At 71.6% G+C, this 18,070-nt stretch carries 20 protein-coding genes; all 20 read right to left on the reverse strand.

Annotated elements, in window-relative coordinates:
• Positions 1-19: 19 nt before the first annotated feature.
• Entirely contained in the window at positions 20-601 is a 582-nt protein-coding gene (locus tag KSP35_RS13015) for a hypothetical protein (protein WP_216996042.1), read from the reverse strand.
• The gene (locus KSP35_RS13020; protein WP_216996044.1) at positions 598-2,343 is read right to left on the reverse strand and encodes a hypothetical protein; all 1,746 of its coding nucleotides are present in this window, start codon (positions 2,341-2,343) and stop codon (positions 598-600) included. The genes KSP35_RS13015 and KSP35_RS13020 overlap by 4 nt, the downstream gene beginning before the upstream one ends.
• A complete protein-coding gene (locus tag KSP35_RS13025) occupies positions 2,340-3,143 on the reverse strand; it encodes a hypothetical protein (RefSeq protein WP_216996045.1) in 804 nt (267 codons plus the stop codon). Before KSP35_RS13025 ends, KSP35_RS13020 begins: the two co-directional genes overlap by 4 nt.
• Positions 3,140-4,663, reverse strand: coding sequence for a hypothetical protein (locus KSP35_RS13030; protein ID WP_216996047.1), 1,524 nt, complete (start codon positions 4,661-4,663; stop codon positions 3,140-3,142). Before KSP35_RS13030 ends, KSP35_RS13025 begins: the two co-directional genes overlap by 4 nt.
• Before the next feature lie 32 nt (positions 4,664-4,695).
• Entirely contained in the window at positions 4,696-6,273 is a 1,578-nt protein-coding gene (locus tag KSP35_RS13035; protein ID WP_216996049.1) for a phage tail tape measure protein, read from the reverse strand.
• 200 nt (positions 6,274-6,473) lie between these two features.
• A complete protein-coding gene (locus KSP35_RS13040; protein ID WP_216996051.1) occupies positions 6,474-6,815 on the reverse strand; it encodes a hypothetical protein in 342 nt (113 codons plus the stop codon).
• Positions 6,812-7,354: a hypothetical protein gene (locus KSP35_RS13045; protein WP_216996053.1), complete on the reverse strand. Its 543-nt coding sequence runs from the start codon at positions 7,352-7,354 to the stop codon at positions 6,812-6,814. Before KSP35_RS13045 ends, KSP35_RS13040 begins: the two co-directional genes overlap by 4 nt.
• Positions 7,355-7,424: 70 nt before the next feature.
• Positions 7,425-7,838: a hypothetical protein gene (locus KSP35_RS13050; RefSeq protein ID WP_216996060.1), complete on the reverse strand. Its 414-nt coding sequence runs from the start codon at positions 7,836-7,838 to the stop codon at positions 7,425-7,427.
• Positions 7,838-8,239, reverse strand: a complete 402-nt coding sequence (locus KSP35_RS13055) for a hypothetical protein (RefSeq protein ID WP_216996062.1) — start codon at positions 8,237-8,239, stop codon at positions 7,838-7,840. The genes KSP35_RS13050 and KSP35_RS13055 overlap by 1 nt, the downstream gene beginning before the upstream one ends.
• Complete coding sequence (locus tag KSP35_RS13060) at positions 8,236-8,580, reverse strand: hypothetical protein (RefSeq protein ID WP_216996064.1); 345 nt, start codon at positions 8,578-8,580, stop codon at positions 8,236-8,238. Before KSP35_RS13060 ends, KSP35_RS13055 begins: the two co-directional genes overlap by 4 nt.
• On the reverse strand, positions 8,577-9,287 hold the full coding sequence (locus KSP35_RS13065) for a hypothetical protein (protein ID WP_216996065.1): 711 nt from the start codon (positions 9,285-9,287) through the stop codon (positions 8,577-8,579). The genes KSP35_RS13060 and KSP35_RS13065 overlap by 4 nt, the downstream gene beginning before the upstream one ends.
• Complete coding sequence (locus KSP35_RS13070) at positions 9,271-10,875, reverse strand: glycosyltransferase (protein WP_216996067.1); 1,605 nt, start codon at positions 10,873-10,875, stop codon at positions 9,271-9,273. Before KSP35_RS13070 ends, KSP35_RS13065 begins: the two co-directional genes overlap by 17 nt.
• The gene (locus KSP35_RS13075) at positions 10,872-11,471 is read right to left on the reverse strand and encodes a hypothetical protein (RefSeq protein ID WP_216996069.1); all 600 of its coding nucleotides are present in this window, start codon (positions 11,469-11,471) and stop codon (positions 10,872-10,874) included. Before KSP35_RS13075 ends, KSP35_RS13070 begins: the two co-directional genes overlap by 4 nt.
• 37 nt (positions 11,472-11,508) lie before the next feature.
• Complete coding sequence (locus tag KSP35_RS13080; RefSeq protein ID WP_216996071.1) at positions 11,509-12,372, reverse strand: phage major capsid protein; 864 nt, start codon at positions 12,370-12,372, stop codon at positions 11,509-11,511.
• A gap of 131 nt (positions 12,373-12,503) precedes the next feature.
• Positions 12,504-13,061 (reverse strand): hypothetical protein, encoded by a 558-nt coding sequence (locus KSP35_RS13085; protein WP_216996073.1) that lies wholly within the window; start codon positions 13,059-13,061, stop codon positions 12,504-12,506.
• Between the two features lie 54 nt (positions 13,062-13,115).
• The gene (locus tag KSP35_RS13090) at positions 13,116-14,009 is read right to left on the reverse strand and encodes a hypothetical protein (protein WP_216996075.1); all 894 of its coding nucleotides are present in this window, start codon (positions 14,007-14,009) and stop codon (positions 13,116-13,118) included.
• A complete protein-coding gene (locus KSP35_RS13095; RefSeq protein ID WP_216996077.1) occupies positions 14,006-15,394 on the reverse strand; it encodes a phage portal protein in 1,389 nt (462 codons plus the stop codon). Before KSP35_RS13095 ends, KSP35_RS13090 begins: the two co-directional genes overlap by 4 nt.
• A 20-nt stretch (positions 15,395-15,414) precedes the next feature.
• Entirely contained in the window at positions 15,415-17,037 is a 1,623-nt protein-coding gene (locus tag KSP35_RS13100) for a hypothetical protein (protein ID WP_216996079.1), read from the reverse strand.
• A 1-nt stretch (position 17,038) separates the two neighbouring features.
• Positions 17,039-17,521, reverse strand: a complete 483-nt coding sequence (locus KSP35_RS13105; protein ID WP_216996081.1) for a hypothetical protein — start codon at positions 17,519-17,521, stop codon at positions 17,039-17,041.
• A gap of 167 nt (positions 17,522-17,688) precedes the next feature.
• Positions 17,689-18,006: an HNH endonuclease gene (locus KSP35_RS13110; protein ID WP_216996089.1), complete on the reverse strand. Its 318-nt coding sequence runs from the start codon at positions 18,004-18,006 to the stop codon at positions 17,689-17,691.
• Positions 18,007-18,070: the final 64 nt, after the last annotated feature.

The following is an 18,070-nucleotide window of genomic DNA, read 5'->3' on the forward strand; positions in this document are numbered from 1 at the left end:
CGGGTCTCCAGGGGGTCGGTCACGGGGTCGGGTTCCCGGTGAGGCAGACGGCGTAGATCTGGTAGCCGGAAGTGTTGAGGGGGATCGCCGCTCCATCACGGTCCCGGCACTGCAGCGACACCTCGAAGGTCAGCGGGTCCGCATCGGTCACCACGAGGAACGTGCGCACCAGCCCGACGGTGAAGTACTTCGTCCCCGACAGCTCGTCGGGGTTGGTGACGGGGTCGTAGTTGAACGACGGCCACGACTCGAACACCGAGCTGCCCTGCAGCGGCCACGAGGTCTGATCGAAGGTGATGTTGGACTCGACGCGAGCACCCTTGACGCCTTCGTAGGTGACCCGGATGTCGCCCCACACGTCCCACGTCCCGGCAAACGGCAGCGCCAGTAGCGCCGGGTCCTCGCCCGACAGTTCCCCACCGAACGTGGTGACGTATGGATCGGGCGGGATGTAGGGCGTGGCGGTGTCGTCCGGTGGCCGCTGCCGGGGCGGGACCTTGGCGTCCACCGCTCGGATCTGCGGACCCACCGGGCCGATGAAGCCCTTCGTCAGGCCGAACTCGCGCTCCGACCATCGCTTCGTGGGGTCGCGGCCGCTCACGGCGTCACCGCCGGGTCCAGGCCCACCGTCAGGGTGCACGTCCGGGCGGCCTTCGTGAACTTCCGGTTCGCCACCCGCACCCAGCCCACCCAGCCGTGCCGCCCCGACGACAGCGCCACGGGCAGGCCGTCGCCGGTCACCACCTGGCGCCCGAAGGCCTCGTCGACGAGCAGGTCGGCGTAGCGGGCCTCCCGGGACTCCTGCTGCGCCGTCCAGAGCCCCCAGATGTAGAGCTGCAGCCACGACAGGTTCGTCGGGCCCGTCATGATCTGGCGGTTGATGCGCACCCCATCGGGCAACGGCTGGTCGTAGGCGAACCCGATGCGGCCCGGCCCGGTGCCCCACGGGGTCAGCACCCGCAGCTGGTCGATGATCGCCCCGGGGTTCGTCTCCCACGATGGGCGCAGCACGGTGTCGTTGTTCAGCGCCAGGTCCGTGCGGTTGCTCCCCCGACGCGGGGCGACCCGGACCTGGAAGTTGGGCAGCACCCAGACGTCGGCGCCGAAGATCGTGTCGTTGACCTGGGACAGCATGTCGACGGCCCGGACGTCCTCGTAGTCCTCCCACGCCAGCTGACCCAGCGAGCCGGTGAGCGCATCGACGTGCACCGAGAGGCCCAGGGCCTGGCCGTCGGGGTTGGTGGTGGCCTCGAGGCGGTCCACGATCCGGCTCGGGTAGTAGGCCCGGTCGATCGGCGAGCGCGACCCGGTGAAGCCGTCCTTCGGGTAGCGGACCTCGTCGATGTCGACCCACCCGGTGATCGAGTAGATGCGGAACGCCATGCGGATGAACGACACCCCGGTGCCGCGAGGCAGGATCCCGGACGAGGCCACGTTCTGCCAGGTCTCGTCGTCCTCGTTGGTGGCTGCGCCCTTGGCCCGGGTCTGGTCCTTGTTGATCTGGGTGGCGCCGTCGGCGTACACCTCCGTCTCGGCGACGATGTAGGACTCGGTGTGCTGCACCATCGCCGTGGTGACCCGCTCCCGGGCGAAGTGCTCATGCTGGGCCACCGGGATCACCGGGGCCCGCAGCACGCCCTTGCCTCGCACCTGAAGGCTCCGGGAGCCCGAGAACGGGGTGTAGGGGTTCCAGCGCGCCTCCAGGAGGCCGTCGGTCGGCTCCAGGCCGTCGTTGATGCTCCAGCCGTGGGCCCGCAGCCACGCGATCGGGTCGCCGCTGGCGCCCTCGAAGCTTCCAGCGCCGCCGAGGTCGTCGCTGGTGCCGGCGTCACCGATCGTGCGCTGGAAGGCCAAGGCGATGCCGGTCGCGTTCAGGCTGATCCGGTCGTCGCCGATGGTCACCGGGTCGTCGAGGTAGCCGGCGGCGACCAGCTCGCCGTTCTCCCACACCTGGAGCTCGTAGCGCCGCCAGTCGGGGTCGACCACGGTGAGGTCGTCGATGGTGGTCGACGGGGCGCCGATCACCTCCCAGCAGGGGTCCCAGGCGGACGCGCTGGCGGTGATGTGACCAAGGGTGTCGATGGTGAGCGGGTCGTCGTAGTCCTCGACCACGGCGGACTCCACGGCGGTGAGGGGGCGGTGGCTGCCGGCCTCGGCGATCACCAGCACCAGGTCGGCGGCAGCGACAGCCGGCGCCGGCGGGGACCACGGCGTGTCGGGGTCGCCTGGACCGGGGTCGGGTGGGAGCGGGGTGAGGGTGAGCAGCCCGGTGCCGGGCGCGTGCAGCGACGTCGGCGGGGCGAGTGCCGAGGGGTCGAGCGGCGGGAGCAGTTCGACAGTCACCGGGTGCTCCGGTGCTTGGCCACCACGGTGAAGGTGCCGAACTGGGCGCCGACGGTGACAGTGGACTCGCCAGGCGGGATCCTGGGCCAGCGCGGCGCCTTCGACGCCATGAGGCCGGCCAGGTTGTTGCCCCGGAGCTTGCCGTCGATGCGCTGGGACCCGATGCGCGAGATGCGCCCGGCGTCGAGCGTGAGCGTCTGGCCGGCGAGCAGGTACTCGTTCCAGGTGGTCCGCCGGCCACCGGCCTCGATGTAGACGTTGGCGCAGTTCGTGACCGCGGTGATCGCCAGCGTGAGCGCTCGACCCGGCTTGGTGGTGCGCGACCCGACGTTGTCCAGCGGGAGGGTCTGCGTCCCGGCCGGGGTGGCCCGGGTGATGACCGTCTCGGCGGAATAGAGCACCGGGTCGACGGCCGTGAAGGCGATGTCGCAGGGCGTGTTCTTCTCCGGACCCGGCCACGACGGGTCGTAGTCCGGCTGGCAGCTCGCCACCTGAGCCCACATCGACCACCCGCCGATGGTGAGCGGCAGCGGGGCCATCGACTCGGGGAAGGCCCGCTCCACGGTCAGGATGAGGTCGTCGAGCTGCGCCCGGCTCTCGGCGTGGAGGTTGAGGCCGAGTCGCGGCCCCTTGACCGGCACCCGCACCGTGCCAGCGGTGGCGCCGATGTCCCACCTGTCCGTCGTCGGGATGTCGGCCGCCTTGCCGAAGAACCCACTGAGCGACCGCACCGAAGCGCCAGGTCGGGCGCTGTTGCCGAAGACCCAGTCGTTGTAGGACCCGAGGTAGGCGTTGCTCATCGGAGATTCCTGGAGTACTGGCGCAGGGCCTCGTTGATCATCCGCCCACCCGCCTTCTCGAACTCGGCGATCGTGGCGGCGTCGGGGTTGCCGAGCACCTGGACCGGCATGTTGATGACCGGGGCCACGCCAGGGGCCTGGCTGCCCTGCACGATGCGGCCCGGCACGTCCGGCACGAACACCTCCGACGGCACCCCGTAGCGGGCCATCTCGTTCACCGAGTAGGCCCGCCCCGGGTACACCGGGCCGCCCTGGGCCCGGCCACCGTCAAGGCGCTTCGGGTTCTTCTGGGTGAGCGCGGCCTGGCCGAGGGCGACAGCCGCCACCACCGGGTCGCTGCCGTCGTAGGCAGCCCGAAGAGCCAGCAAGTCCGTGATGAACCCGCCGAGCCGCTGACGGAGCGGGTTGGCCGGATCGAGCGACACGGCCAGCCGGAAGAGCCCGTCGAGCAGGGCCTGGTTACCGGCCTCGGCGCCGAACACCTTCTCGGTGAGCTCGGCCTGCTTGTCGATGTTGTCGAGCTGGGCCTCGGTGAGCTTCGCCGTGGCCGAGCGCACCTTGTCCGCAGCATCAGCCCGAACCTTGGCCACCTGGTCCGAGGCGTCGGCCAGGCGCTTCTGGGCCTCACGCTCACCGTCGTAGGAGTCGCGGATGCGCTTCTGGGCAGCGACCACGGCGTCGGAACCCTCGATGCCCTTGGCCCGAGCGTCGGCCAGCTCCTGGGCGGTGTCGCCCTTCTTCGTCTGGGCCTCGGCGAGCGCTTGGCGGGCTTCGGCCACCTTCTGGGCGGCCTCGGCGTCGGCGAAGAAGTCGGTCCCGGGCTTCACCAGGAACTGGTCGCGCAGCGCTTCTTTCAGGGTGAGCTTTGCCCGCCCTTCGGCCACCGCGGCGCCGGCGGCGGCTTCCTCGAGGTGGCGCAGATCGTCGGCCGCCTGGGACCGGGCCTCCGAGAGCGACACCTCGGCTTCCCGGCTGGCCCGCTTGGCGTCGGCCACCGCCTTCTCGGCGCCCTCCACGCCGTCGAGGGCGTTGCGCATCTCGTCGCTGTCGCCGGCGGCAGAGCGGCGGGCGTCGGCCAGTTCTTGCTCGGCGGAAAGCACGCCGGCGGCGCTGGCGGCGGCAGCCTGCCGAGCGTCGAAGAGTCCTCGGGCCGCTGAGGCCTGGTCCTCGAGCGCCTTGGTGGCCTCCTCGCTCCGATCGGTGACCTCACCGGTGGCGCCCGCCTGGTTGCCCAGGGAGCCGGCGGCCTTGTCGCTGTCGACGCTGAGCGCCTTGTTGGCGGCGTCCAGGTCTGCCTGCCCTTGGGCGGCGCCGAGCGACTGGTCGCGGATGAGGCCGAGACTGGCGGCGAACTCGGCGTAGCCGGTGATGATCCGGCGGCGGTTCTCGGCGGAGCCCTTGCCGCCCTGCGCGTCCTCGAACCCCTGGCGCGCCCGCTCCTGGAAGGCCTTAAACTCGGCCTCGGTCCCGGCGAGGGCCTTGGCCACGTCGGCCGGATCCAGGCCCATGGCCTTCAGCACGCCGCGGAAGGCGTCGCCGGAGCCGATCAGGTTCAGCCCCCCCGACGCGCCCCCCCCAGGGTGCGGGCCAGGCGGCGGTTGAACGTCTCCTCCAGCGACTCGCCCGTGCGCTCGGCCTCCTCCCGCAGCGCCTCGGCCCCCTCCTTGGCCAGCTTGGCGCTGTTGGCCGCATCGAGGTACGACGCGATCAGCACCGCCAGGCCGGCAGCGGCGACCCCGGCGATCGGACCGAGCCCGCCGACCGCGTTGATCGCGTTGCCAGCTGAGGCGGCGAAGCCCTGGCCGGCCCCGGCCCCTTCCTTCAGCGCGGTGGAGAAGCTGAACAGGGCGTCGGACTTGGCCGCCTTCATCAGCAGGCTCACGGCGTTCGTGGCGAAGCCGGCGGTCTTGGCCACGGGCCCGATGGCCGCAGCGAGCCCGACGAAGGCCAGGAGCGAGGTCTGCACCGGCTCGGGCAGCCGGGCGAACCAACCCACGACGTCAGCCGTGTTGGCGGCCAGGTCGGCGAGCAGCGGGACCAGCTTCTGGCCGAGGGCGATGCCCTGGGCCTGCAGCTCAGCGAGGTCCCGCTTGAAGTTGGTGGCCGGGTCGTCGTCGAGCTTCTTGTAGGCGTCGGCCAGGTAGTTGGTCGAGCCGGTGACGTCGTCGATCACCTTGGCGGCGTCTGCGCCGTTGTTGCGCAGCAGGCCGAGCACGCCGTTGACGGCCTCGGTGTCCTGGAACACGGCCCGGAGCGCCTCGCGGTTGCCCCCGAGCTTGTCGTTGAGCATCTGCAGCGTGGCGATCAGGCCGTTTTCCGCCAGGAACTTCCGCACCCCATCGGAGGTGAGCCCGTACTTCTCGAGGGTGTCGTTCGCCGTGCCCACCGGGGCCAGCAGCTTCTGGAACACCCCGGCCACCATGGTGGCGCTCTGAGCGACGTCGCCGTTGGTCTGGGTGAGGAACGACACGGCCCCGGCCACCTGGTCGAAGCCGACCCCGAGGTTCTGGGCGATCGGCAGCAGCCGGCCGAGCTGCGGGGCGAAGTCGGCGGCCTCGCCCTTGCCGGCGGCGACCGCAGCGGCGAGCTGGCTGGCGGCGTCCGCAGCCGACAGGTTCTCGGCGCCGTAGGTGTTGATCGCCGAGGTGAGCACGTCGGCCACCGAGGCGGCGTCGCCGAGGCCGATCGCTGCACCCTTGGCCGAGGCGTCGAGCACGTCGAGCGCCGTCGCTCCGTCGATGCCGGCCGAGCGGATGAAGTACAGGCCCTTGGCGAGCTCGTCGGGGCTGCGCCCGGTCTCCTTGGCCAGGTCGAGGACGTGCTGCTTCAAGCCCTCGACCTCGTCGCCGGTCACGCCGGCGAGGGTCTGCATCTGGGTGAACGACGACTCGAAGTCCACGGCCAGCTTCGTCGCCGCGGTGGCGCCGGCGAGCACCGGGAGCGTCACGTTGCGGGTGAACTTCGAGCCGAGCTGGTCGGCCTTGTTGGCGAAGTCGTCGAGGGACTTCGTGTCGATCTTCGTGGAGTTGAGCCGGGTCACGAACCGCTCGGCCGCGCCCTGGGCGCGGGTCAGGTCCGTGGTGTCGAGGCGGAGCCGGGAGCGCAGCTCGGGAAGTTCACGATCGCCCACGGTCCACCTCCTTCAGCGCATCGCCGCGAGGGCGAGCAGGTCGTCGGCCGTGCCCTGTTCGGGCTTCGGCGCTTCGGGTGTCGGGGGCAGCAGGGCGGCGAGCTGGGCCACGGTCGAGGCCCAGAAGCGCTCCTCGGTGAGGTGCGCTTCGACGATGGCGAACCGCCACCAGTCGTCCCAGCGGAACGGCTCGGCCGCCCCTACGCTTTTCCCGGGTCACCGCTGGGGGCCGGGAAGGCCTCCATCCAGGCCTCGAGCAGCGCTTCGATGCACTCCGCCGGGGTCGAGCCGGCGTCGACCGGGTCAGCCGCTCCGAGCACGTGCTGGAGCATCGCAGCCACCCGGGCAGCGGTCGGCTCCGGGAACTGCAGCACCATCTGGCCCTGGAGCCAGGACAGCTCCTCGATCGTGGCGGCCCAACTGCCGTAGGCGGCCTCGCACCGAGCGATCGCCAGCAGGCTGAACCGCAGCCGGCGCTCCTCGCCCTCGACGCCCACGATGGGCATGCCGAGGGAGAGGAGCCGGTCGGCGTCGCTGGTCACGCCGAGGCGAGGGCTTCGGCGGTCTCGTGCGGGATGATGCCGAAGAGCTTCCCGTCGGCCAGCCGGAAGTTGCAGCGGGCCGTGGCGTTCAGGAGCTGGTAGTCCTCGAACGCGGTGCCCAGGTTGTGGGCGGTGACCTTGGCCTTGCCGACCTCGAAGTGGACGTCGCCGCCGATGTCGGAGCCGCCGTTGGTCGGCGTCTTCCAGGTCATGCGCCACGACGGCAGGTAGTCGCTCTGGCTGCGCGTGTACTCGGTCCCGTCCCAGGTGCCGCCGATGAACACCTCGAGCGCGGCGTAGGACAGCTTGGCGTAGTCCCAGCCGATCGTGGCGGCCACCATGACGGTGTCGCTGTCGAGCTCCTTGTTGTCGCCGCGGAGCTGCTTCGACTCGAACTCGGGGGTCAGCGTGACCTGGCGGATGCCGGGCACGTCGATCATCGGCCCGTAGGTGGGCGAGCCGCCCTCGGGGTCGGTGAGCAGGCGCTGGATCTTGCAGTCCTCCGTGGAGAACAGCTTGGTGGTGGGGGCGAGTGCCATGGTGGGGGTCTCCTGTGTGTACGGGCCGGTGGTCCCGGCCAGAACGGTCGTGGCCCGGGTGGGGCGGGCTTCAGGCCTCGCGCCGGAGGCGGAGGGTGAAGGCGTGGTGCACGGTGTTCGCCTCGCGCTCGACCAGCCGGACGACGTCGTCGACGGTGCAGGACCTGACGATCATCGGGGCGGCGGTGAGGCGGGCGCCGTGCAGAAGGGTGCGGAGCGAGCGGGGCAGGGCGTAGTCCTCGGCGGGGTCGCCATCGGTCTTGGCCCGCCACGGCTGCCAGAGGTCGAGCTGCACCAGCTCGGTGACGGGATCGCCGTCGTGGTCGCCGCTGAGCCGCTCGGTGGTGGTCGAGATGCCCTCGGCCACGGTGACGTACCGGGGGCCGGTGGGCTGGCCGGTGGCGAGGTCGTCGCGCCACACCGACAGGCCGAGGCCGGCCGGCTCGATGAGGGCCTTCAGGGCGCCGGTGAGCGAGGCGGCCATCAGCGTCGGCTCCCCGAGGTGCCCCAGCCGGCCACGGCCCGCTCGATCGACGGGCGCAGGAACGGGCGACCCGGGAAGTGCAGGGTGCCGTACTCCTGGAAGGCCAGGTAGAACGCCTTGCGGCTCGGGCCGACGTCGACGTAGAAGCCCTCGCGGTCGTGGCCTCGGACGTAGCGGATCGTCGCTCGACCAGAGGTCTTGCGCACCGGGTCGCCCGGGTTGGCCAGGCGGCGGGCCCGCTCCTCCTCGGCCATGGTCGGCGCCGAGTCGCGCATGTTCTTCGAGATCGTGGCGGCCAGGGTGGCCACCTCTTCCTCGGACTGCAGTTCCAGGCCGGCGAACGCCCGCTCGACGTCGCGCAGCCACGAGGACCCGTTCTCGACCTTCAGCGAGCCGCTCACGCCGGCACCTGCCGCACCACGACCAGTTCGATGTGGTCGTTGCTGGAGCCGACCCACCAGTCGTCCGGGTCGCCCTGGACGTCGTAGGTGGCACCCCGGAACGTGATCGTGGACCGCAGGCTGACCACGGTGTCGAGCGGGAGCCAGACGAGGCGGGCCCGCTCCCCCACCGCGACCGGTACGGCCCGGTCGGCGGCGGTCTTGGCGGTGAGGGGCTGGACGTGGCCCATCGCCTCGATGGTGGCCACCTCGGTGGTCGGGTTGCCCTCGGCGTCCGAGGTGGTGGCCCCGGTGGGCGTCTTGATCGTCACGGGCACGGTGAAGAACCGGTCGATGCTCACGACGGGACCGGCGTGGTGGTCCGCTCGAGGTCGGCGCGCAGGCCGTCGACGAGGCGCCGCATGGCCACCGGGTTGCCGGCGGCGTCGGCGTAGAGCGCCTGGCGGCCCGGGAAGACGTCGTCGGCGTCATGCGGGGCGCCCGGGTGCCAGAGGTGCCACACCGGGCCGGGGATGCGGTGCATGCCCCCACCGAAGGTCTCCAGGGCGTGACGGAGGGCGAAGTCCTCGCCGCCCCAGCCCACGAAGCCCTCATCTGCGCCGCCGAGCTCGGCCCACAGCGCAGCGGGCACGACGACCATCGACGAGCAGGTCCAGTCGAGCGACCAGGCGACGCCCGGCTCCCAAGAGCCGTCGAAGCCCTCGACCACCCGGCGGGACATGGCCTCGTCGAGGTAGCAGAACCGGTCGTAGGCCAGGGTCAGCTGGCCTGTCCGGGCGGCGGTGGCCACGGCTCGCTCCAGCTGGAGCGGCGCCACGAACGAGTCGCCGTCCGCGATGACCAGCACGTCGAACGGGCCGCCCTCGGCCACGCCGGCGTTGATCGCCGCCGAGCGGTTGAACGGGCCCTCGTCGTGGTGGCCCTCGACCAGGCGGTAGGTCGGGTGGGCGTGCTCCCAGCGCTCGCGCAGCCAGGCCCAGAGCCGGTCACGGTGGCCGCCGTCAGCCCGGCGGGGCACCACGACGAGGACGTCAGTATCCGGTGCCACGGCGCTCCCCCACGTGCTCGACCAGCGGTGCGTCGCTGCTGTGCCCCCAGAACGCCGAAGCCCGGCCGCCGACCAGCACCTCGGCCCCGAACCTGGACTCTGACCAGGCGCCCGTCGGCCACTCGTGGGTGGCCAGGAACTCCCGGGCCACCAGGTGGGGGTTCGACCAGTGGCCCTCGGTGTGCTCCACCCACTGGTGGGTGCCGTCGGACCGGTCCCTGAAGGCCTCGGGGTTGCACTCGATGATCCCGCCGGCGGCCACCTCGTTGCCCCACCACGGCTGGCGCTTCAGCACCAGCTGGGTGAGGTGCGGCTGGCTGGTGAGCACCTCGGCCATGGCGGCCAGGTCGACGGGGCGCTCCACGATGAAGTCGTCCTCGAGCCAGAACACCCAGGGCGTGTCGGCGTCGAGCGCCGCGGCCCAGGCCCGGCGGACGGCCTCGGCGTAGCCGGTGCGGTCCGGGCTGGTCACCAGGGTCGCTGCGGGGAAGGTCTCTGCCAGCCAGGCCCGGTACTCGGGCACGCCGGAGTCGTCGCAGATCACCAGCGGGCCGACGTCGAGGCCCTTCAGGTTCTCCAGGGCGGCGGGCACGGAGCGCTCGATGCACTCGCGTCGGCCGTCGGTCATCACGACCAGGGCGGCGGCGGTCATGCTGCAGCCCTCGCCGGCACCAGGGCCTCGATGGCCGACGCAAAGCGAGCCAGATCGGCGGCGGGGTCGAGTTCTGCGGCGCGCGCTGGCCCGGGCTGAGGCGGCGGCCCAAGACGGGGCGTCGAGCAGGGAGCGGATGGCGGAGCGCCAGCCCTCGACATCAGCGCGGTCCAGGAAGATCCCAGCATCGCCCAGGGACTCGCGGAGGCCCGGCGTGGGGTGAGCGATCACCGGGATGCCCGAGCACATCGCCTCGACGCCCACCATGCCCCAGGTCTCTCGCTCGGAGGGCATCAGCAGGATGCGGGTGCGCCCGTAGACGTCGTTGGCCATGTCCATCGTCGGGGCGATGACGGTGGCGTTCTTGCTCTTGTTGCTGACCTGGAGGCCGTAGCCGCCACGCACGCCGAGGAACTGCGCCTCCGGCATCGACCGGGCCAGCTCCCAGAACAGGGCGCCACCCTTGGCCTCGGCCAGGTTGACGAGCGTGACCATCGGACCCGGCGTGGTGCGCACGTCCTCCGGGTCGAACGGGGGGCGCACGACGATGCCCGGGTGGCCGACCTCGCAGGCGAGGCTCTCGGAGTTGTAGACGGCCAGGGCAGGTCGAGTGGCGGCGAGGTGGGCGGCGTTCTCGGGGCTGGATCCGTGGACCATGCGCACCGAGGGGACCAGCCGCTCGAAGGCCCAGCCGTCAGCGGCGTGGTCATCGCCGAGGTGAGAGAGCACCACATCGGGGCGGTCGAAGGCGTCCATGCTGGCCCCTGGGTGCACGTGGACGCCGTCGAGGTCGTAGGCGTAGCCCGTGCTGAGGCGGGTCACGACGTCGACATGGTGGCCGCGCTGAGTCATGTGGCTGAGGCAGGCGTGGGTGGCCAGCCAGGCGCCGACCCGGGAGGCGGGCGGGTACAGGGGCAGGGCGGCGAGGATCCTCACGCCCAGGACTCCGGGTCGAGCTGCGCTGGGCGGAACCACGGGGTGGTCGAGATGGTGCCGGGCTGTCGACCGGTGCGGTAGCGGTCGAGTGTGGCCTGCTCGGCGGGAAGCAGGCCGACCGCACCGGCCGCGGCGATGGTGCCGACGGTGAAGCCGTAGGCGCCGAGGTGCTCCTCGGAGTTCGCCCCCTGTGCGGCGTTGGTGCCGGAGGCGCGGCCGGCTACCTGGCAGACGACGGCCACGACGTCGCCCGGGATCTCCGCCCACCCGTAGTTGTAGGTGGCCGTCACCGGGGCCGAGGTCCGGACGTGGACCTTGCGGCCGCTCGACCAGCTGAACGGCACCGGGTTGCCGTCGCCGTCCAGCACCGAGGCGACGGAGACCACGGGCCCGTCAGGCAGGGTCAGGACCCCGCAGCAGGGTCGGGCGGTGAAGGTGGCGTTGGCCGTGAGGGTGAACGGCCGGCCGGCGTAGGCGCGGACCGTTGCTGAGGCATCGGCCAGCAGCGCCTCGATCCGAGGGAGCTGGTCGTCGGTGAACTCGACGCCGAGGCGGACCCCGAGGTCGGTGGACGTCGCAAGCTGTGGCAGGGGCATCACACCTCCCTTGAGGTCCGGTCGGGCATCGGCTGGATCAGCTCGAGGTGACGGGGCTGTTGCCCACGTTGGTGAGCTTGATGAAGGCGCCCGGGTCGTTGACCAGGAAGCCGTACTCGGCCTCGGCCAGGACGGCGACGAGGTTGTTCTCGAAGAGCGAGACCAGCGAGCCGTTGATGGTCACGGTGGCCTCGGTCGAGATCCGGTAGGAGATGCCGCCGACTGCGCCCCAGGCCGCCTGGGACCAGTCGCCGCCGTAGCCGACCACGGAGGTCAGGTTCGGGGAGGCGACACCCTCACCCATGAACGAGGGACGCCCGATCAGACGGCCACCGCGAGCGCTCGTGGTGTCCTCCAGCGGGGTGTCGATGTAGATGGGCCGGCCGTTGGTGTCGACCGACTGGAGCAGGGCGGGCTCCATGACGTCGTCCATGGCCCAGCCGGTGAGCCGGTAGCGCCGGTTGGCGGCGTCGTGGGACGAGACGATCTTGCCGATGGCCGACACCAGGTCGCCGTAGGTGCCGCCGCTGCCCTGGGCGGTGGCGCCGATCTCCTGGGTCTTGGTGGTCTGGTCGACGTAGGTGTCGAAGGGGCCGGCACCGGCGGTGCCGTCGGGGCCGGCGTCGTGGAGGGCCGCGTAGTCGAACGCCACGGCGAAGGTCTCCGCGAAGGAGCCCTGCATCTTGGTGACGAACTGGCCGGGGTTGAGCCGGGCGACCTCAGCCGAGACCACGAAGATCGAGGCCAGCTTCTTGGGCTGGATGACCTTCTTGTCGATCGAGCCGCTGGAGGCGGGCTTCTGGGCGGCCTCACCGACCCACCCGGCGCTGGGGCGCCCGGTGATGACGGGGATGGCGGCACCGGAGGCGCCGAGTGGGACCCGCTGGGCGAGACGCTGCACGACCGACTCGCGCGGCGCGGTCGAAGATGGGGGCCGCCTCGGCCGGGGTGATGAACCCGGAGAGGTCGCTGGTCTTGGTGGGGGCGGTGATCGCCATGGTCTGGTCTCCTTGGGAGGGTGGGCGCCGACGGCTAGATGCCGAGGGCGGACTTCAGGTCCCGTTCCAGCTGGGTGCTGTTCAGGGGAGCGGTGCTGGTGGCCCCCTGGCCGAGGTCGGGCCACGGCGTGGCGAGCTCGGCGGCGGCCTTGGGGGCGATGCGGTCGACCCATGCGCCGATGCCGGCCGTGTCGGGCTGGCCGTCTTCGGCGACGAACCGGCTCGGGTCGAGACCCTCAAGGAGGGCCTCGACGTCAACGGCTCGGCCGGCGGTGGCCACTCGGATGGCGTCGCGCACGCGGTCCCCGCCGACCTCGGCGAGAACTTCGGCGCGGGCCGCGGCCTTGGCTTCGGCGACGAGGCGCTCCTGCTCGGGCAGCGACTCGCGCTGCACGCGCTCGAACTCCTTGGCGGCGGTGGCGTTGGCCTTCGCCCGCTCCTCCCACTTCCGAGAGGCCTCGAGGCGGCCGACGATCTGCTCGGGCGTCAGCCCGAGGTCGGCCAGCGACGAGAAGTCGGGGGCGTCCGTGGCGGGCGCCTGGTCTGCGGGTGCGTCGGTGGTGGGGGCCGTGTCGGCCGGTGCATCGCTCATTGCTGGGTGCCTCCCGTGGCGGGATGGTTGGTGGTGGCCCGTGGCGGGCCGTGGTTAGGCGGGGATCTCGGAGGGTCCGGTGAAGTGCTGGCCCGCTGGGGTCAGGACTGGTCCGAGCTCGCCGTGGTGGTGGACCGTGACGTCGATGGGCGCTCGATTGCGCCAGTCGGTGTCGGGTCCATCGATCGATGAACCGAGGGGCTCGGCGGGCTTCTTGGTGAAGACGTCGCCGTCGGCGGTGACTCCGAAGCCGCGCTGGTCCCAGTACCGGGGCCCGCGTGCAGCCATGTCGGCGAGCAGGCTCCGGTTGGCGATGTCGCCGGGGTCGAGGTAGGCGCTGGGCTCGGAGCCGGTGCGGTAGATCGGCGCCATGCCGCAGTCGCAGTGCGAGTGGATCGGCATGAGGGCGTACGGGCCGTAGTCCCGGGTGGCGGCAGACGCGCAGAGGGCGCAGGAGGCGCCGGTGAGCACCCGCCGGTAGCCGGTGATCGCCGGCGTGCGCTTAGCCACCTCGGAGATGGCGGCCCGCTGGGCGAGTAGGACGTCGGTCTCAGCCAGGGTCCGGGCCCGGGTGAGCCCGGCCGTCATGGCCTCGTCGAAGGTCGAGCCGCTTGCGATAGCCACCCTCGCCTCGATGACGGCTCGGGCGTAGACGTCAGCCGGGTCGACCCCTCGAAGTGCGGTGCCGGTCAGGGCCTTCACGTCGAGGCCGACCGGCTGCGAGGAGCCGGCTTCCCGACCCAGGGTGGTGGTGAAGCCGTCCACGAGGACCACGGCTGCCGCCTCGGCGCCCTGGACGAGCGGGAGTGCGGTGCGGAGCCAGGAGTTCTGTGCTTCGTCGGTCAGGCCACCGTTGAGCGACCAGGCCTTGGTGATCTGGTCCGTGGTGGCGGCCCGGAGGCGGGCGTAGGCGCCCTGGTAGGCGGTGAGGACCGCCAGGGCGCTCACGGGACGGCTGGGGCTGCAGATGCGGCCAGGAACTGCTCCTGGGCCCGCTCGGTCTCCATGCGGTCGATCAGCTGCGGTGAGAACTGCAGGGTGTCTGCCATCCGGGTGCGCCACGGCACGCCGGCGGCCTCGGCCTTGGAGGCAGCGTCGTAGCGCTCCGAGAGCGAGACACGCTCGGGCGGCTGCCAGAGCACCTCCATGTCGGTGCGCGAAGCGCGCTGGGCGTCTCCGTTGAACAGGAAGGCCAGCGAGAGGGTGGCTTCGAGGGGGTCGGAGTCCCCGTGGATGCGGTCCCAGACCTTGAAGATCGAGCCCTCACGCATGGTCGAAGCGCCCTCGGCTGAGCCGTTGGCGGCGTCCGGGAAGAGGTAGTAGAGCGGCGTGAACGTGGTGGCGGCGACGTCGCGGATGTCGGCCTTCACCGACTCGAGCAGCGGGGTGAGGTCGACGCCGGCGGACTCCCACATGTCGACGCCCTGCGGAAGCCGCCAGAGGGCGCCAGGGTCGCTGGCGAAGACGTCGTTGTAGTCGATCGCCTCGCCGTCCTCGTCGGTGTCGGGGAGGTCGCCCTTGACCGCGCGCTGGCGGAAGGCCTGCATGACCGCGACGGTGAGCCGCTGGAGGAGCATCAGGTTGATGCGGTCCAGGTCGTCGATGACGTCCTCGAACTCGCCGAGGCAGTTGCCGGCCAGGTCCGCCCGGTTCGAGAACTTCACGACCGGCACCAGGCCCCGGCCCACCGGGATCTTCTGCGGGGCCGTGCGCCACTCCCAGCCCTCGAGCTCGAAGCTGACGCCGCTGCCAACGGCCAGTCCGTTGCGCTTCCGCTGGGCCACCAGCACGTAGCCGTCCAGGTACAGGTACGCGAGGTCGGCATCGATGATGTCGTTGGTGAAGACCTTCACGGCGGCCACCACCTTGCGGCGATTGGCGGGGTCGTGCGCTGTGTGGACCTGGCGGGGGTCCTCGAAGGTGATGAGCGGGGCGCCGATCGACGGGTCGGGCCCGCCGACGATGGCATAGCCCTCCGACATGGAGCGCGTCGACCGGGAGTGGATGGGGTACAGCCCGTCGAGGCCGTTGGCCTGCCAGATCCGCCACGCCTCACGGTCGCCGTTCTCGTCGCCCTCGGCGCCGGTCCGGAACCCGGTGGGCACCATGCGCTGCCGGGTGGCCTCGGTGATGAGCGACGCGAAGTTGGCCCGGGCCTTCTTCTGGAACTGGCGCACCACCTCGCGGCAGTTCGCCGGGCCCCAGGGCATCGGGGGGTCGCCGCGCTGGTAGGCGTCGAGCAGGTTGAGCCGCTCCTGCTTGGCTGCGAGCTCGCCCATGAGGCGCTTCAGCCACCAGCCCGGGGAGAGGGCCGTCGTCGTGTCGATCGTCAACGAGGCCCCCTTCCGGTGGGTCAGCGGATGCGGGAGGGCGCCCGAGCAGTGCGGCCGGTGATGCCGGCGGCGACCGCAGCCAGCCGGCCCTGCCAGGCGAGGGTGGCGGCCACGGCGGCATCGATCTTGTTCGGGGAGTCCTTGTGGGCCTTGCGGATCTGCATGCCGCTACGGGACGGCTCGCGGCGGGCGTTGAGCATGTGGCGGGTCAGGCTCGACTCCCCGGAGTGGGTCATCTCGCCGTCGAGGACTGCGGAGTGGAACTGCTCGAGCGCCCGGGGCATCGCTTGGGAGCGGCTGCCCATGTTCCAGCTGATCGGGTGCTCGCGGGTGGCCTTCACCCGGAGCTTCGAGCCGTAGGTGGCCTCCCAGCGGGCGATGGTGTCCCACCACAGCGCCGGGTCAGCGAAGAAGCCGACGACTCGGAGCCGGCGGAAGGCGTCGGCCACCGCCGCTTCGATCTCGGCCATGGGCGGCTTCCAGTCGGGCCAGGTGGCCGGCACGTCGGCCGCCTCCCACACGCCGAGCTCCCAGACGTGGCCGTCGGAAACCCGGCAGGCGATCAGGGCAGTGGCATCCGGCTTGCCCTGGCCTCGACCACGGGAGCCGTCGAAGCCGAGCGTGACGACATCGCGGTCGGCCACCACCTTGGAGAGGTCGACCCGGCCGGCCCACTCGGGCTGGCTGATCCACGAGTCGGAGGCGTGGGTGACCTGGTTGAGGAAGTCGGCCCGGGCGGTCTGAGGGTCGATGTCGGGGTCCCAGATGGTCGCCCGGATGACGTCGAGGTCGACGTGGCCGCCAGCACTGGCAGCGGAGTCGCCGTAGACCAACTCGAGGCCGGCCATGAGCGAAGCCTCGTCGGCCATGTCGGTGTCGGGCGGGGCCTCTCGGTGGTCGTAGAAGAGCCCGTCATCACGCGCTCGCCCGGAGACGATGGCGTCCCAGAAGGCGGCGGAGTGCTCGGCGACGGAGTCCTCGCCAGGGATGAAGGCGTTCGGCGACTCGATCGTCGAACCGCCCACCTTGGCGGCGTTGATGCGGAGCACCTCGGCCAGGCGTAGGCCGCCGTTCGAGCGCACCCACTCCTCGGTCTGATCCAGCACCACGAAGACGGGCTTGTTGCCCTTCACGGTCCGCGCCGAGCTGGTGAGCGGCTCGATGCGGCCCCGGGGCAGGTTGACGAAGGTGTCCAGGGGTTCCAGGCCCGGGTAGGCGTCGAGCACCGGGCCCTGCAGCATCTCGAGCAGCGGCGCCCAGGTGTTCTTGGTCTGCGACTCCGACACGGCGGCGACCTGCACCAGCGGGGTGCGGACCCGGTCCCAGGACATGCCCACCGGCTGCCCATCGGCGTCCCACCCGTCCGGCACCACCGGCCCGAGCGCCTCGGCGATGGCCAGCGCTCCGAGGAAGGGCGACTTGCCCCAGCCTCGAGGCCTGGAGATCACCCCACGGCGACGGCGGCGCTTCCCGGTGCGCGGATCGAGCTCGTAGAACCGCAGAACGAAGTCCTCCTGCTCGGGATAGAGCACGAACGGCTCGTAGTCGCCGCGGTCGGGCGCAGCCAGGAACTCGCTGATCCAGTCGATGACCACCCAGCCGAGCGTCGGGACCTCGCCCGGCTCGGAGGGCTTCCACGGCACCTCAGGCCTCGGCGGCTTTGGGGCCCTCGGACGGAAGCCCGTGCAGTGGGCCACGGCGGGCCTTCGCTCCGGCCGCCGGCTTCGGCGCGTTGCCCTCGGCCTGGTCGGCCTGGGCGAAGGTGATCCGCAGCCGGGCCCGGTCCTCCGGGGTGGCACCGAACTTGGCCACCCGCAGTCGCAGCTCGGCCGCCAGCGACAGGCGGCCCGACCAGAACTGAGCGTGGAGCAGAGCGGTGTCGAGCAGCTCCGACCAGTCCGTCGAGGTGAACTCGGCCGACAGCGGCGAGGCCGCCCACATCGCCCACCACTCCTCGGTGCGAGCCGGCCAGGTGAACTCGACGAGCTCGCCGTCCTTCTCGACGTGGATGCTGGGCAGCTCGGGCTGCGCCACCGGCTCGGCGGCGATCACCCGGAGCGGGATCGGGTCGGAGTTCTTGCGGGCCCGACGATCGGGTCGCTTCGGTGCTGGGCCTTGACCAGGCATGGCGTGCCTCCCGTGGCGGGAACGTCCAGGCGGCCCCGTGGCGGGTCCGACTGGCTGGATGCTCTGCATGGCTATGCAGGCCCCGGAAGTCCCAGACCCGTACGGACGGCGATCGCCAGTGCCGATAGGGGTCCTGGACCCCCCCGGGGGGAGGGTAGACCCCCGGGTCATGCAGGCTTCATGCGGAGACCTGGATGCTGCTCTCGAGGTCGAGACGCTGTGCCTCGCCGTGCTCGACCTCGGGCTTGTTCGGCTCGGGTCTTGGCCTCGTGGCAGGGCTTGGCGTGGATGGCTGCGAGGTTGGCGTCGGTGTCGCTGCCACCTTCGGCGAGGGGCACCACGTGGTCGGCTTCGGTGGCGCCGGGCTTGCCGCAGACGTGGCAGATGCCGTGGTCTCGGCGGATGATGCGGGCGGTGCGGGCCTTGCGTGCTGAGCCGCTGAGGGTGCCGGCCCTGCGCTGGTCCCTGTCGGCCCAGGCTGTCATGGCCGGGAACGAGAACGACCCGCAGCCGGGGGCCACGGGTCGCATCGAAGTCGAGCCGTACCAT

The sequence above is a fragment of the Aquihabitans sp. G128 genome (genome assembly GCF_019048865.1).
Lineage (GTDB): Bacteria > Actinomycetota > Acidimicrobiia > Acidimicrobiales > Iamiaceae > Aquihabitans.